The organism is Deinococcus sp. (assembly GCF_025362455.1).
Taxonomy (GTDB): Bacteria; Deinococcota; Deinococci; order Deinococcales; family Deinococcaceae; genus Deinococcus.
This window is the reverse complement of sequence record NZ_JANYGJ010000008.1, coordinates 15608-29710: the sequence shown is the minus strand read 5'-3', so window position 1 is coordinate 29710 and position 14103 is coordinate 15608. Positions and strand designations below refer to the sequence as shown.

General features: G+C 66.3%; 17 protein-coding genes. 3 read left to right on the top strand and 14 right to left on the bottom strand.

Going from position 1 to position 14103, the window contains the following annotated elements:
* Positions 1 to 56 precede the first annotated feature (56 nt).
* Positions 57 to 1025, top strand: coding sequence for a hypothetical protein (locus Q0R23_RS00615; RefSeq protein ID WP_293909201.1), 969 nt, complete (start codon positions 57 to 59; stop codon positions 1023 to 1025).
* 2 nt (positions 1026 to 1027) lie between these two features.
* On the opposite strand, the gene Q0R23_RS00610 is transcribed toward Q0R23_RS00615, so the two are convergent.
* From Q0R23_RS00610 to glmS, 14 genes are all read right to left on the bottom strand, one after another.
* Complete coding sequence (locus Q0R23_RS00610; protein WP_293909199.1) at positions 1028 to 1726, bottom strand: DUF2071 domain-containing protein; 699 nt, start codon at positions 1724 to 1726, stop codon at positions 1028 to 1030.
* Positions 1727 to 2056: 330 nt separating this feature from the next.
* Positions 2057 to 2449 carry a 30S ribosomal protein S9 gene (gene rpsI / locus Q0R23_RS00605; protein WP_293909197.1) on the bottom strand — a complete coding sequence of 131 codons (393 nt, stop codon included), beginning with the start codon at positions 2447 to 2449 and terminating at the stop codon, positions 2057 to 2059.
* On the bottom strand, positions 2449 to 2883 hold the full coding sequence (rplM, locus tag Q0R23_RS00600) for a 50S ribosomal protein L13 (RefSeq protein WP_293909195.1): 435 nt from the start codon (positions 2881 to 2883) through the stop codon (positions 2449 to 2451). Before rplM ends, rpsI begins: the two co-directional genes overlap by 1 nt.
* Before the next feature lie 227 nt (positions 2884 to 3110).
* Positions 3111 to 3353, bottom strand: a complete 243-nt coding sequence (locus tag Q0R23_RS00595) for a hypothetical protein (protein WP_293909192.1) — start codon at positions 3351 to 3353, stop codon at positions 3111 to 3113.
* A gap of 110 nt (positions 3354 to 3463) precedes the next feature.
* Positions 3464 to 3898, bottom strand: coding sequence for a uracil-DNA glycosylase (locus Q0R23_RS00590; protein ID WP_293909189.1), 435 nt, complete (start codon positions 3896 to 3898; stop codon positions 3464 to 3466).
* Positions 3899 to 3902: 4 nt separating this feature from the next.
* Positions 3903 to 4076, bottom strand: a complete 174-nt coding sequence (locus tag Q0R23_RS00585; RefSeq protein WP_293909187.1) for a hypothetical protein — start codon at positions 4074 to 4076, stop codon at positions 3903 to 3905.
* A 47-nt stretch (positions 4077 to 4123) separates the two neighbouring features.
* Positions 4124 to 4393 carry a hypothetical protein gene (locus tag Q0R23_RS00580; protein ID WP_293909185.1) on the bottom strand — a complete coding sequence of 90 codons (270 nt, stop codon included), beginning with the start codon at positions 4391 to 4393 and terminating at the stop codon, positions 4124 to 4126.
* Positions 4377 to 6386, bottom strand: a complete 2010-nt coding sequence (glgB, locus tag Q0R23_RS00575; RefSeq protein ID WP_293909182.1) for a 1,4-alpha-glucan branching protein GlgB — start codon at positions 6384 to 6386, stop codon at positions 4377 to 4379. Before glgB ends, Q0R23_RS00580 begins: the two co-directional genes overlap by 17 nt.
* A 161-nt stretch (positions 6387 to 6547) precedes the next feature.
* The gene (hisH, locus tag Q0R23_RS00570) at positions 6548 to 7177 is read right to left on the bottom strand and encodes an imidazole glycerol phosphate synthase subunit HisH (protein WP_293909179.1); all 630 of its coding nucleotides are present in this window, start codon (positions 7175 to 7177) and stop codon (positions 6548 to 6550) included.
* Between the two features lie 10 nt (positions 7178 to 7187).
* Positions 7188 to 7775 (bottom strand): imidazoleglycerol-phosphate dehydratase HisB, encoded by a 588-nt coding sequence (gene hisB, locus Q0R23_RS00565; RefSeq protein ID WP_293909176.1) that lies wholly within the window; start codon positions 7773 to 7775, stop codon positions 7188 to 7190.
* Between the two features lie 45 nt (positions 7776 to 7820).
* Positions 7821 to 8375, bottom strand: coding sequence for a GNAT family N-acetyltransferase (locus Q0R23_RS00560; protein WP_293909173.1), 555 nt, complete (start codon positions 8373 to 8375; stop codon positions 7821 to 7823).
* A 105-nt stretch (positions 8376 to 8480) separates the two neighbouring features.
* Entirely contained in the window at positions 8481 to 9467 is a 987-nt protein-coding gene (locus tag Q0R23_RS00555) for an SDR family oxidoreductase (RefSeq protein ID WP_293909170.1), read from the bottom strand.
* A gap of 97 nt (positions 9468 to 9564) precedes the next feature.
* Positions 9565 to 10185 (bottom strand): CDP-alcohol phosphatidyltransferase family protein, encoded by a 621-nt coding sequence (locus Q0R23_RS00550; RefSeq protein ID WP_293909168.1) that lies wholly within the window; start codon positions 10183 to 10185, stop codon positions 9565 to 9567.
* Positions 10186 to 10204: 19 nt separating this feature from the next.
* Entirely contained in the window at positions 10205 to 12034 is a 1830-nt protein-coding gene (glmS, locus tag Q0R23_RS00545; RefSeq protein WP_293909166.1) for a glutamine--fructose-6-phosphate transaminase (isomerizing), read from the bottom strand.
* 450 nt (positions 12035 to 12484) lie between these two features.
* On the opposite strand from glmS, the gene Q0R23_RS18475 reads away from it, so the two are divergent.
* Together Q0R23_RS18475 and Q0R23_RS00535 are read left to right on the top strand one after the other, a co-directional pair.
* A complete protein-coding gene (locus tag Q0R23_RS18475) occupies positions 12485 to 12856 on the top strand; it encodes an FmdB family zinc ribbon protein (protein WP_366520368.1) in 372 nt (123 codons plus the stop codon).
* A gap of 74 nt (positions 12857 to 12930) precedes the next feature.
* Positions 12931 to 14010 (top strand): S1C family serine protease, encoded by a 1080-nt coding sequence (locus Q0R23_RS00535; RefSeq protein ID WP_366520367.1) that lies wholly within the window; start codon positions 12931 to 12933, stop codon positions 14008 to 14010.
* Positions 14011 to 14103: the final 93 nt, after the last annotated feature.

The window sequence follows — 14103 nt, the reverse complement described above, 5'->3', positions numbered from 1 at the left end:
CCTCCTCAGTTGCTTGAAGCCAGTTTACGCTCCCCACCCCGCTACAATCACCTCCAATGCCCCTCACCCTCCTCCCCGATCTGGGCGACCTGCTGCGGCTCTCGCCCCAGTACAACGCGGCGACGCTGACCGAACTCGTGCGCGGCCTGAAGCTGAGCAGCGTCTTGTGGGCCAGCGGTCCCGACCCCGAACACCCCGCCCGTGACGCCTTCGGGGCGGATCGACTCAGCGTGCAGGAGGTCTCGCCCGACTGGGCCTGGGCCGAGGCCGAGTACAGCCAACTGCTCGAATTCCTGCCCCAGTATCCGCAGGGCAAGGCCAGACTGAAGCAGGCCGCCGCCGCCGAGGCCGAGCTGGCCGAGCTGCTGTCCACGCCCATGACGCTGGAACGGGCGATTAGTCCTGACACACTCGACCTGATCCGCCGCTACCACGCCGCCCTCGCCGCCGCGCTGGACGAAGGCCCCGGCACCCGTCATCAGGTCCGCCGCCTGGATGAGCTGGCCGAGCGGTTGCAGGGTCAGTCCGGCGCCGCCCTGGTGGCCCTCGACGACCTGGCAGGGCTGCTGGAACGCCTCCCCGGTGCTGCCCTGCCAGACGTTGCCTTCCAGCCGGGCGAGGCGTCCCGCCTGCGTGCCCTGGCGGACCGGGCCGGACAACTGCGCGACGACGATGACCTGTCGGCGCTGATCGAAGCCCTGGCCCGCGAAACCGGCGACCCGATCACGCCCCAGGCCGAACTCGATTACCACGCGGCGGGGATTTACCTGGCGACCGGCGATCTGGCCAGCGCCCGCAGCCTGCTCGAACGCGCCGCCCACGCGCTGAGCGACCACCCGCGCAGCCTGCCGGGGCTGGTGCTCGCCAGGCTGGGCCAGGTCCGCGACGCGCAGGGCGAACGCGATCTGGCGCGGCGCAGTTATCAGGCGGCGCTGGCGCTGAATTTCGCACCGGAAGTGGCGCGGGAAGCGGCGAAGCGTGGTATGGACGCGCCGTTTTTGCTGGAAGGTCTTGCCCCTGAGTGACACTACAGCCAAGTAATCAGCCCGGCCCTCACCTCCAGCCGCTCGCCGTAGAGCAGGTGCGGCTCGCCTTCCAGCTTCATGCCGATCAACTCGGCCAGGGTATTGACCCGGATCTCGGCCTCGGCGCGTTGCAGCGGCCAGGGCTCGTGCCAGATGCGGCCCCGGTAGATGCGGCTGCCGGAGGCGCTGAACAGGGAATAACGCTCGGTCAGCCACATCTCCAGGCTGCCCGGCTCTGAAGTGAAGACTGGCCCCACCGGACGGTACGCGCCCGCAAACGCGCCTGCCGTCACGCCCCGGTGCGTCCGGACGCTGGCGTACTCGGTGACGTCACCGCGCTCACGGTTCCACATCCGGGCGTCGAAGTAGGGGAGATGAAAGCCTGCCCGCGCCAGGCGCACGGCGATGGGTTGCGTGGCGTCCAGACTGAAAAACCAGACGCCTGCGTGGCCCTGCGCGTCGGTGACGTAGGTGCGCAAATTGAGTTCCGGAAACTCCGATAAGCCGCTGACCGTCGGCAGGCCGCGCGGCGCCACGCCCGACATGACGAACGGCACCACGCCGAGGTAGGCCCGGCCCTGGTGGGTGTCCAGCGTCAGGCCCTCCGGAATGTGGGGGCGCAGCGTCCGCGCGTCCACCGCCCAGTGCATGAAACACAGCCGCTGCCAGATCATCCGCAGGGCGTAGGGAACGTCATTCATGGTGCCCAGCCTAGCGGGCGGAGTGGGCTGCGTCGGTATGGATGAATGCAAGGGCGGGAGGTGGGGGGCTGTGTCGGATTTGTGGTCGTTCTGCACGCTGATAAACACCGATTTTAAAGAGATTCTTGCCCTGAACACAGTGAGAGGGCTAATTAAACAAACCTTGTGCTGTTCTCGGAGTAATACAAGGTTTGAACTATACTTGAACAGAACGCTGTTAGTCCCTCGCCCTTGCGGAAGGGTGAGGGGGCGACCAGGCAGCGTCTCCGCTCCACAACACGAAAAAGCCCCCTCCACCAAGGGAGAGGGACTGTTCGTACTCGCTTCGGCTCAGCGCTTGCTGAACTGGGGCGCGCGGCGGGCTTTTTTCAGGCCGTACTTCTTGCGCTCGACCTCGCGGGGGTCGCGGGTCAGCAGGCCCTTGGGCTTGAGCTGAATGCGGAAGTCGGGGTTGACCTTCAGCAGCGCCCGCGAGATGCCCAGCTTGATGGCGTCGGCCTGGCCGCTGGGGCCACCGCCCGCCACCGTGATGTAGGCGTCGTAACGTCCGGCAGTGCCGGTTTCACGGAACGCCTGGAGGGCATTGAAGGCGCGGAGCAGGCCACGGAAGTACGCCTGGAACTCTTTGCCGTTGACGGTGATCTTGCCCTCGCCGGGGCGCAGGAACACGCGGGCGACGGCGGTTTTGCGGCGTCCGGTGCCGTAGAACTGTTCGGTAGGCATCAGTTGGTCTCCAGCTTGGTGGGCTTCTGGGCGCTGTGGGGGTGCTGCTCGCCGGGGTACACCTTGAGGTGGCTGTGCATGGCGCGGCCCTGGCGACCTTTGGGCAACATGCCGAAGACGGCGTGCTCGATGACGCGCTCCGGGGCGCGGGCGATCAGGCTGCGGGCGGTTTCCTGCTTGAGACCGCCCTGGTAGCCGCTGTAGCGCGAGTAGAGCTTCTGGTCCATCTTCTTGCCGGTCAACGTCACCTGCGAGGCGTTGAGCACGATCACGAAATCGCCCAGAATCATGTTGGGGGTAAAATCCGGGCGGTGCTTGCCACGGATGCGGCTGGCGACCAGGGTGGCCAGGCGGCCCAGCGGAATGTTCGCTGCGTCGACCACGATCCAGTTCTGATCGGCGTTCTCAGGCAGTTCGGGGGTGTAGGTTTTCACGTTGAAGGCTCCAGTGAACTAAGGTCGGGAACGACCGCCAGAAAGTATGGGTGGCTGTGGCAGCACTTCACAGGTCACGTCGGCCAGGCTGCGGGGGCAGTGGCCGTGGACCTCGCCGGGGCTGCGCCCGGCAGTCATGCACCCTACCAAGCGCAAAACACCGCTCGCAAGTGTATCAGAGCGCGGCTTAGAGGGCAAGCGCTAGAAAACGGGAAACGGCCCGCTCCCTACGCCGCGCCGAGGTGCCCGAAAAAGCTGATCTGCTGGCACAGCTCGCCCAGCGCCTGAAGGTACAGCTCCTGCGGCACCTGCGGGTTGAGCGCCAGCCCCAGGGCCGCGTCGTCCAGGCTGGAAAAGCGCTGAGTGTGCGCCCAGCCGGGGCCTTCCGTCACCAGCACCACGACGCCGCTGCCGAGCAGGAACCGGATTCGGCCCTGCTCGGTGCGGGTGTCGGTGTAGGAACGGGTCATACCGGCAGCATACGCAACGCCGCCCCATCACGAGGTGGCGTTCTTTACGTTTTGAGCTTGGACGCTTACCCCTGGTGGTGGGGGGCCAGTGGGGGTGGGAAGTCGGGCGCTCAGCTATTGAGTTGCAGGCCGCTGACGTCGTTTGGCACCTGGCTGTCGGGGAAGTTCACCTTGACGTTGACCACCGTGCCGACGGGCGTGGCGGGCTCCAGGGTGATGCCGTGCGCCGAGAGCAGCGGCGGCGAGGGCTCGGTGTCGATGGCGCGGATCAGCACCTGGCCCTGGGCGGGAACGAGCAGGCACCAGCCCTCCTTCGATGAGGTAAAGGCGCGCACCGGCAACAGGCTCTGAAGGCCCAGCTCGCCGGGGTTGGGCCAGTACTCGATCAGCAGCGTGGCCTGCGCCCTGCCCAGGTCCGAGGCGTCGAGGTCCACCTGAATCTCGATGGTGTCGGGCTTGCTGGGGTTGAGCTGCATCCAGCCGGGGACGATGTTGCGACCACTGGAGTTGCTGCGAAACAGTTGAATGGTATTGGCCTGCGTCATGCGCTTACCTTAGCTCAAGTTGTGGCGGTGTGGGCCGACTGGGCGGCGCCGCCAGGTTGCCCAGGATGCTGCGCACGATCACGAAGCCGGTGGCGAAGGCCAGCAGCGGCAGCACATCGAGAATGAGGGTGGTCTGCTTCTCCGGATGCAGGGCGTCGGTTTTCTGGAAACGGATCATGGCTAAGAGCTTACGGCTTTGAGGGACGGCGTGCCTTACAGACCGGTTCAGACCGGGCGGGTAGTCAGCAGCAGCGCAATCAGCGCCGCGTCGAGCAGCCAGCTCACCGGGCGCCGCAGCCGGGCGTCGCTGCGGGCACGCAGCAGTTGCACGCCCAGCCGGGCGGCCAGCAGCAGCGCCAGTACCCAGACCGGCACCCGGTAGCCCAGCAGCGGCGCGAACAGCAGCAGCGCGGCGAGCAGCAACAGCCCCAGGCTGACGGCGGCCAGCCGGTTCGGGCCGGGCGGGTGTGGTGCGGGCTCAGGCGGTTTCGTCACTCGGCTGTTTTCCCGGCTTCATCGACACGCCAGCGGGCGTTTTCTTGCCTTTGGCCCTGGGCTTGCTGCTGCTCGCGGGGCTTTCGGCGGCGCCCACAGTGCTGATGTCGGAGGCGACGGGCCTCGGCGGTGGCGCCAGAATCAGCGCACTGTTGGGCGCCAGGTTGACCAGCAAGCGGTAGGGCTGGCCGTAGGCGCCGCCGTCCTGGGTGCGCAGGTCGGCTTGCTGGGTGCCGAAACCGCCGTACTCGCCCGCGTCGGTGCTCAGCAGCACGCTGTATTCACCGGCCTGGGGCACGCCCAGCGTGTAGCCCTGGCGGAACACCGGGGTCATGTTCAGCACGATCAGCAGCCAGTCGCCGCTCGCCGGGTCGCGGCGCAGGTAGCTGTAGGTGCTCGCCCCCGCGTCGTCGGCGTTGAGCCAGCTCAGGCCCGCCTCGGTGTGGTCCCCGGCATGCAGGGCCGGATACTGCCGGTAGAGCCTGTTCAGGTCGCGGATGAGCAGCATTACGCCCCGGTGGTCGCGCAGATCGGTCAGATACCAGGGCAGCTCGGCATCGAAATTCCATTCAGTGCCCTGGGCGAATTCCTGGCCCATGAACAGCAGCTTCTTGCCGGGCGTGGTCCACATGTAGGTGTAGAAGGTTCGCAATCCCGCCATCTGGGCGTACTGGTCGCCGGGCATCTTGCGCAGCAGACTGCCCTTGCCGTGGACCACCTCGTCGTGCGAGAGCGCCAGCACGAACTTCTCGGTGTTGCGGTAGACGTTGTAGAAGGTCAGTTTGTGGTGCTCGTACTGGCGGAAAATCGGGTCTTTCTCGACGTAGGCCAGCGAGTCGTTCATCCAGCCCATGGCCCATTTGTAGGAAAAGCCCAGGCCATACGGCGCGGGCGTGGTCACCCCGGCGTAGTTGGTGCTCTCCTCGGCGATGATGACGGCGCCGGGCACCCGGTGGGCCACCACCTCGTTGAGGCGCTTGAGAAAGGCCGCCGCCTCCAGGTTCTCGTTGCCGCCATACACATTCGGAATCCAGTCGGTGCGCGAGAAGTCCAGGTAGAGCATCGAGGCCACCGCGTCCACCCGCAGGCCGTCGATGTGGTATTCCTCCAGCCAGCGCAGCGCCGAGCCGATCAGGAACATCACCACCTCGCTCCTGCCATAATCGAAGATGTAGGTGTTCCAGTCGTAGTGGTAGCCGCGCCGGGGGTCGGCGTACTCGTACAGCGGGCCGCCGTCGAAGTGGGCCAGGCCGTGCTCGTCGGTGGGGAAGTGGCCCGGCACCCAGTCGAGCAGCACCGCAATGCCGCGCGAGTGCAGGTGGTCCACGAAATACTTGAAATCGTCGGGCGTGCCGAAGCGGGCGGTGGGCGCGTAGTAGCCGGTCACCTGGTAGCCCCAGGAGCCGTCGAAGGGGTGCTCCATGACGCCCATCAACTCGACGCTGGTGTAGCCCAGCCAGGTCACGTAGTCGGCCAGCCGGTGCGCCAGGTCGCGGTAGTTCATGAACCAGTTGTCGAGCCCGCGTGCCCAGGAGCCCAGGTGCAGCTCGTAGATGCTGATCGGCGTGCCCTCGCCCTGGTCGCGCTCAGCCATCCACTCTTCGTCGTGCCAGACGTAATTGCTCTGCCAGACGATGCTGGCGGTGGCCGGGCGCAGTTCGGCGCGGGCCATGTACGGATCGGCTTTCTGGACGGTCTGGCCGTTTTGACCGGTGACGTTGTATTTGTAGGCGTGTCCGGCCCCGGCGCCCGGCACGAAGACGCCCCAGAAGCCGAAGTCCAGCCGCTCCATGGGGTGTTCCAGGCCGTTCCAGCAGTTGAAATCGCCGACCACGCTGACATGCTGGGCGTTCGGTGCCCAGACCGCGAAGCGCACGCCGTCTGCGCCGCCCTGGGTCATCAGGTGAGCGCCCAGCAACTGATCGGGGCGCACCAGGTCTGCCGTGGCGAGCTTCTGAAGCAGGTCGTGACTGAGGGGCAGAGGCTCGTTCATGAGCACAGCTTACTGTCCAACCCGGCGGCAACTGGCAGGTTGCCTCGCCGACTTCGCCACCTGAGCGCCTGTGTAAAGGGGAGGTAAAGCGGAGGGAGGCGTGTGGCTTGTGGGAACAGAGGGAGGAGCGGGACTTGATCCGTTCCCATCTTGCCACTTCCCTACTCCTCTCCGATCACATTCCGCTTGAAGCGCTCCAGCAGCGCCAATCCCAGCGCCCCGCTTTTCTCCGGGTGAAACTGAGTGGCGTGAATGTTGCCCTGGCTCAGCGCCGCCCAGAACTGTACGCCGTACTCGCTGACGGCGCCTGAATCGGCCTGCACGTCCAAGGGCACGTAGTAGCTGTGAACGAAATAGGCGTAGCCCGGCGTGCCCATGCCGCGCAGCAGCGGCGAGTCGCCCACCGGTTCGAGGCTGTTCCAGCCCATCTGCGGCACCTTATGGCCCGGCGCCGCTTCGAAGCGCCGCACCGTGCCCGGCAGCAGCCCCAGCCCGGCCACGCCCGGCGCCTCCTCGGAGCCGGAGAGCAGCATCTGCATCCCCACACAGATGCCCAGCAGCGGCGTGCCGGATCGGACGGCTTCCAGCAGCGGCTCGCGGAAGCCGCTGGCATCGAAAGCGTCCATCACCTGTCCGAAGTGACCCTGGCCAGGCACGACCAGGCCCGCCGCGCCGCCAAGCTCAGTCGGCTGATCGGTGACGCGCACGTTCAGCCCGGCCCGAAGGAGCGCTTTCTCGGCGCTGCGGAGGTTGCCCGCGCCGTAGTCGAGCAGCAGGATTTCAGCGCTCACGCCTCGGCTCTCAAAGTTGACCCTTGGTACTCGGCAGCACGTCGCTGCTGACCCGTACGGCGTCGCGCAGGGCACGGGCAAACGCCTTCATGATCGCCTCGATGACGTGGTGCGCTTCCCGCCCGGCCAGCAGGCGCACATGCAGCGTCACGCCGCCGTGGTTGCACAACCCGCGCAGGAATTCCCGCAGGTGGTAGTGGGTAAAATCCGCCGCGTCGCCGAACACGTTCAGCCGCTCCGGCTCGAAGGCCAGGTGAGCGCGGCCTGAGAGGTCCACCACCACATGCGCCAGCGTCTCGTCCATCGGTACGAAGGCGCTGCCGTAGCGCTCGATGCCGCGCCGGTCGCCCAGCGCCTGAGTCAGCGCCTGCCCCAGCGTGATGCCGGTGTCCTCGATCAGGTGGTGCGGCCCGGTGGGCAAGTCACCGCGCGCCTCCACGCTCAGGCCCAGGCGTCCGTGCCGGGCGAGCTGATCGAGCATGTGGTCAAAAAAGCCGTGTCCGGTGCTGAGGGTTTGCGGCGCCGGATTGTCCAGATCGAGGCTGAGCTGGATGTCCGTCTCTAAGGTTCGTCGGTGAACGGTGGCGTGGCGGGTCATGGGTGGAGTTTAGGGCAGTTCGCCGACCCTCGGCAGTGAGGGCATTCAGACGCCGCGCTCAGGCTCGCCGCTCGGAATCGGCGTGACCGTGCCGCTCGCCCAGTCGCTGCGCAGCAGCGCGTACCCCACGCTGTCCAGAAGCTGCTCACCCTGTCGCCAGCTCTGTCGGTGGTACGCCTCCTGCACGAAGCCGGTTCGCAGCAGCGCCCTGCGCATGGCCAAGTTGCCGACCAGCGTATGCGCCTCGATCCGGTTCAGGTGCGGATATGCGCCGAACAGGTCCCCGCTCAGCCAGCGCAGGGCGGCTGTGCCCAGTCCGCGCCCACGAGCCGCCGCCCTCAGCCGCAGATCGAACAGGGCGCCAGAGTCACTCAGATCGAACAGCCGCACGAAGCCGACGGTCAGGCCCGCTTCCTCGATGAGCCAGCTCTCCACGTCCTCGCCCCAGTAGGTGCCGCGCTCCGCCTGCCCCTGCACCTGTTCTGGGCTCAGATTCGGAATGCCGTGAAACGGCCAGGTTTCCGTCGTCATGAACGCTATCAGCACCGGCAGGTCGTCCGGGCCGAGGCGGCGATAGGTCAGATGGTCGGTCTGTGGCATGGCGCTCCAGTAAGCTGAATCGAGTGGGCCTGTTCCAGTCCAGCCTGAGTGTTCGCCAGACCACCGAGAACGCAGCGTGGCGACTGGTGAAACTCCTGAATACGCTCAGCTCATCATCCGGTCATAGGCGGCCAGCAGGGCGCCCATCCGGGTGTCCAGAGCGGCGTCGATCACCTGCCGGGCGGGGTCGGCGTCGTGCCAGGCCATGATCTCGTCGGCGCCGCGTGCAAAGGGAATAACGGGGTTGAAGTCGGGCACGACCCGCCGGATCTTGGTGTTGTCGAAGATGACGCTGTGGGCCTTGTCGCCCAGGAGGCCAGCGCCCCACTCAGGATCGAAGGCCGCAATCATGTCTGACGGCAGATGCACCATATCGGCAGTGGTGCCCGCCGCCCGCGCCACCTCGGCGAAGATGGCGTTCCAGCTCTGCAACTCCTGGCCAGTGATGTGAAACGTCTCGCCCAGGGCGTGCGGATTGCCCAGCAGGCCGACAAAACCCACGGCGAAATCGCGGTGGTGGGTCAGCACCCACAGCGAGGTGCCGTCGCCGTGAACGATCACCCGCCTGCCCGCCCGCATCCGGGCGACGACGGTGTAGCCGCCGTCCATCGGCAGCAGCGTCTGGTCGTAGGTGTGCGAGGGCCGCACGATGGTCACCGGGAAACCGTCCTCGCGGTAGGCCCGCATCAGGCGCTCCTCGCAGGCGATCTTGTCGCGGGAATAGCGCCAGAACGGGTTGTGCAGCGGCGTGGATTCGGTGATCGGCAGCAGCGAGACGGGTTTCTGATATGCCGACGCCGAACTGATGAACACGTACTGCCGGGTGCGGCCCCGGAACGCCGCCAGGTCAGCCTCGATGTGCTCCGGCGTGAAGGCGACCCAGTTGACCACCGCGTCGAAGGTGAGATCACCCAGCGCAGCAGTCAGTGAAGCCGGGTCGCGCACGTCGCCGCGCAGCAGCGTGACGCCCGCAGGCACCGCCCGCGCCGACTGGCCCCGGTTGAGCAGATAGAGCTTGTATCCGCGCTCGGCGGCGAGTTGGGTACAGGCCGAGCTGATGATGCCGGTGCCCCCGATAAACAGCACGTTCATGGATTCTCCTTGTGGTGCGTTGAATTCTGTTCCTGATGCTGCCACGAAAGGAGGCGCACTGGCTCCTGGGCGAATCATCATCTGAAGTGCCGGACAGCTACTCTTCCAGTTGCCGGGCGATCTCCAGCGTGCGCGTGACGCAGGTGACCGAGGCGCCCACCGCGACCAGCCAGGCGCCCACCGTCAGGGCGTAGCGGGTGTCCCAGATGCCCCATTCCACAGCGCCCAATATCGCCGCCACCGTCAGGACTGCCATGCGTTGCGGCTTGGCCATCACGCCGTTGAAGCGCTGCTCCAGGCCCAACGCGCCGCCGAAGACGCGCACGTAGGCGGTCAGCGCCGCCGCCAGGGCACCCCACCAGCCCAGCCAGGACAGGCCAACCGCGTAGCCCGCCGCCACGATCAGCAACGAGTCGGCCAGACGATCCGGAAACTCGTTGTACAGAGCGCCCAGTGCGGACTTCTTGCCGCCCTCTACGGCCACCATCCCGTCGAGCAGGTTGCAGACCAGCCGAAGCTGGATGCTCAGCGCAAAACACAGCAACCCCGGAATAGGCGCCAATATCAGCAGCGCTCCGGCGCCCAGCCCGGCGACGAGCACGCTGAAACCGGAAATCTGATTCGGCGTGACCTGGCTGCGGGCCAACCACCCGGCCAGCGCCCGCGCCCAGGCGCTGCTGCGGGCCGCAATGGGGCGCCGGGTCTGGGAAGGGGGCATGGGAGGAAGTCTAGCGAGCCTACTCCACCGTCACGCTCTTCGCCAGATTTCTCGGCTTGTCCACGTCCTTGCCCAGCGCCGTGGCCGTGAAGTAGCTCAGCAGTTGCAGCGCCACCACGTTGACAATCGGGCTGACCATCTCGTGGCTGCGCGGCACGTAGATCACGTCGTCGGCGTGCTGGGCGTTCTCGGTATCACCGTCGGAGAGCAGCAAAATCACTTTGCCCGCCCGCGCCCGGACCTCCTGCACGTTGCTGATGGTCTTCTCTAACAGGCGGCTCTGGGTGGCGACCACCACCACCGGCAGATTCTCGTCGATCAGGGCGATCGGGCCGTGCTTCATCTCGCCCGCCGCGTAGCCCTCGGCGTGGATGTAGCTGATCTCCTTGAGCTTGAGGGCACCTTCCAGCGCCGTCGGGGCGTTCACTCCACGTCCCAGAAATAAATAATCGCGGGCGTGGGCGTACTTCTCGGCCACCACCTTGATCTGGGCCACCCGCTGCGGCGAGAGGGCTTCCTCGACCAGCCGGGGCAGCTCACGGGCGGCACTCAGCAGCTCCTTGGCCTGCGCCTCGCTCAGCGTGCCCCGCGCCCGCGCCAGCCAGAGGGCCAGCATCAGCATCGCGCCGACCATGCTGGTGTACGCCTTGGTGCTCGCCACCCCGATCTCCGGCCCGGCGTGGATGTACAGCGTGTCGTCCAGCTCGCGGGTCATGCTCGACCCCTTGGCGTTGATGACGCCCAGGGTTTTGGCGCCGCCTTTCTTGGCCTCGCGCAGCGCTTCGAGCGTGTCGATGGTCTCGCCCGACTGACTGATGACGATGGCCAGGGTGTGCTCGGACACCAGCGGATCGCGGTAGCGGTACTCGCTGGCCACGTCCACTTCCACCGGAATGCGGGCCAGTTGTTCGATCAGGTATTCGCCGACCAGCCCGGCCAAGTAAGCCGTGCCGCAGGCGATGATTGATATTCGCTTGAATGACGATGGGTCCAGGTTGATGTCCAGATTGACCTCGCCGCTGTCGTCGTTCAACCTCCCGATCAGGGTGTTGGTCAGGGCGGTGGGCTGCTCGTAGATCTCCTTGAGCATGTAGGTGTCGAAGCCGCCCTTTTCCGCCGCCTCGGCGTCCCAGTCGATCTGGTCGATCTGGCGCGTGACCGCACGGCCCTGCAAATCGGTGACGCGGTAGCCGGAATCACTCAGGACCACCATGTCGCCGTCGTGGAGGAAGACCATCCGGCGGGTGTAGGGCAGCAGGGCGGGCACGTCGGAGGCCAGGAACATCTCGCCCTCGCCGACGCCCATCACCAGCGGGCTGACCGTCCGGGCCGCCACGATCTCGCGGTGATCGGCGTGTGTGACCACGATGCCGTAGGCGCCGCGCACCTCGCCGAGTGAGAGCCGCACGGCCTCGTACAGATCGCTGCCGGTCTGGGCGTACTTCTCCTCGATCAGGTGGGCCAGCACTTCACTGTCAGTTTCGGACTTGAACTCGTGGCCGCGTGCCCTGAGTTCAGCCTTGAGGCTCAGGTAATTCTCGATGATGCCGTTGTGAATAATCACGATCCGCCCGTCCTCGGTGGCGTGCGGGTGGGCGTTGGTGTCGTTGGGCAGGCCGTGGGTGGCCCAGCGCGTGTGCCCGATGCCCAGCGTTCCGGCCAGCGGATGCTCAGCCAGTTCGGCGCCCAGGTTGGCCAGCTTGCCCGCCTTCTTGCGGACCTGAATGCTGCCGTGATCCAGAATGGCCACGCCCGCCGAGTCGTAGCCCCGGTACTCCAGTTTGGCGAGGCCGGACACCAGCACGCCTTGCGCCTGACGCGCTCCGATATACCCTACTATTCCGCACATGTGAACTCCGGCCTGGTGAAGCGCGTTTTTGGCGCGTCACAGGCGTGTATTGGTCTGCCGCACGCCACCTTGTTGACGCCTCTCGGCGCCGTTTTCGGTGGACGTTTGCCCTACGGCGTAGGGTCGGGAGGGTCCGGCGTGGACCCTGGGAGCATCCGCAGAACAGTCGCCCGGCAGTATTGGCTCCGGCGATTTCGATGACTCCCACCTCGTACCCCCGCGCCTTTACGGCTGGCGGGGTCTTGCGCTTCCCTGGGTGGTGCCGAGCGGTGAACAGTGTCGCCTCCGGCGTGCCCAGCTTAACACGGCGGCCTATACTCAGGTGAGCACGGACTGAAGTGAGTACAACACTCATCATGCTGCGTGGTGGCTGAAGGGTGCGCCAGAGTTGCCCTGCCGCCGCCGCGCCGCTTACGCTACGATGAACCGCCGGAGGAACCCACAAAACCTATGCCCACGTATGTCTACCGCAATCTGGTGACCAATCAGACCTTCGAACTCAAGCAGAGCATGAAAGACGACGCCCTGACGGTCCACCCCGAAACGGGCGAGCCGGTCAAGCGGCTGCTGTCGGCGCCGGGTATCGCCTTCAAGGGCAGCGGCTTTTACGCCAACGATTCGCGCTCGCCCAGCCGCAAGGCCAGCGCTGAAGGCAGCTCGGAGAGCAAGTCGGAGAGCCAGGCATCTCCAGGTTCAGAGCCCAAAGGTTTCGAATCCAAAAGCAGCGACTCCAAAGGTGCAGCGGCGAGCAGCCCGGCTGCGAGCGAGTCCAGCAGCAAGTCCAGCAGCAGTGCGCCCAGCAAGGGCGGCTCAGGCGAGTGAACGCCGGGCCGGGTCACGGGTCACCGCAGGGGTCACAGCCGCGCGGTCTGAGAGGCCGTGGACTGGGGCGGCGCGTGCTGGGTATCGGCGCCCTGGTCGGCGTGGCAATGGTCTGCGCTTACGTCACCGGGCGGGTCACGGCCCAGAACGCGCTGGTCACCTCCGACGAGATCAACACCGTGGAGGTCCAGCGGCAGGCGGTCCCCGGCACCGTGCGCATCGACGTGCGAATCCGCCAGGACGCGCTTCAGCAGGGTGAGAGCCCCAATGAAACCGGCAGCGGATTTTTCTACAAAGCCAACCTGATCGTCACCAATTACCATGTGGTGCAAAATCAGGAAAGCCTCAGCGTGACCCTCAGCGACGGGCGCACCGTTCCGGCCAAGGTGGTCGGCATCGATCCGGGGCTGGACATCGCCGTGATCCGGGTCACTGTCGTCAGCGCCCCCAAACTGCTGAGCTTCGGCGACAGCAGCCGCCTGGTGCCGGGCCAGAAGATCATCGCCGTCGGTACGCCGCTGAAATACCAGAACTTCATTTCCACCGGGGTCTACGCCACCAGCAGCGACAGGGTGCCGCGCAGCGACAAGCTCGGCAACGAGGTCGGCACCTACATGCTGACCACCGCCACCATCCAGGGCGGCTCGTCGGGCGGGCCGATCCTCGATTCACGCGGGCAGGTCGTGGGCCTGGCCGACGCGAACGTGGCCGACGGCGACCTGGTGCCGGGTATCATCGGCGTGTTCATTCCCGGCAACCTGGTCAAGCAGTCGCTGACCGACCTGGAGACGGTGGGCGTCTCGCAGCGCGGCACGCTGGGCGTCACCTTTCAGGACCCGGCCAACCTCGACCCGGCCCTGCGCCAGCTCGCGGGCCTGACCAGCAGCAACGGGGCGCTGATTATCGACGTTCCGGCGGGCACGGCGGGCGCCAGATCGGGCCTGCGCGGCAGCCTCAAAAACAACGAGGGCCAGCTCGTCACGCTCGGCGACGTGATCGTGGCCGTGGACGGCAACCGGGTCAAGAATTCGCAGGATGTGGTGCGGCGCGTGGCCGCCAGGCGCCCCGGCCAGATCATGAGCCTGACCGTCTGGCGCAACAAAAAGGAAGTGCCGGTTCGGGTGACGCTGCTCAAGCGCACGTTGGAGAATTGATGCGGGATTAAAAAGAATCTGCTGCATGCAGCGGGAACGCCGCTCGGTGGCCCCCTCTGCAAGCACTCGTCGTGAACGGACTGTCGTCATGAG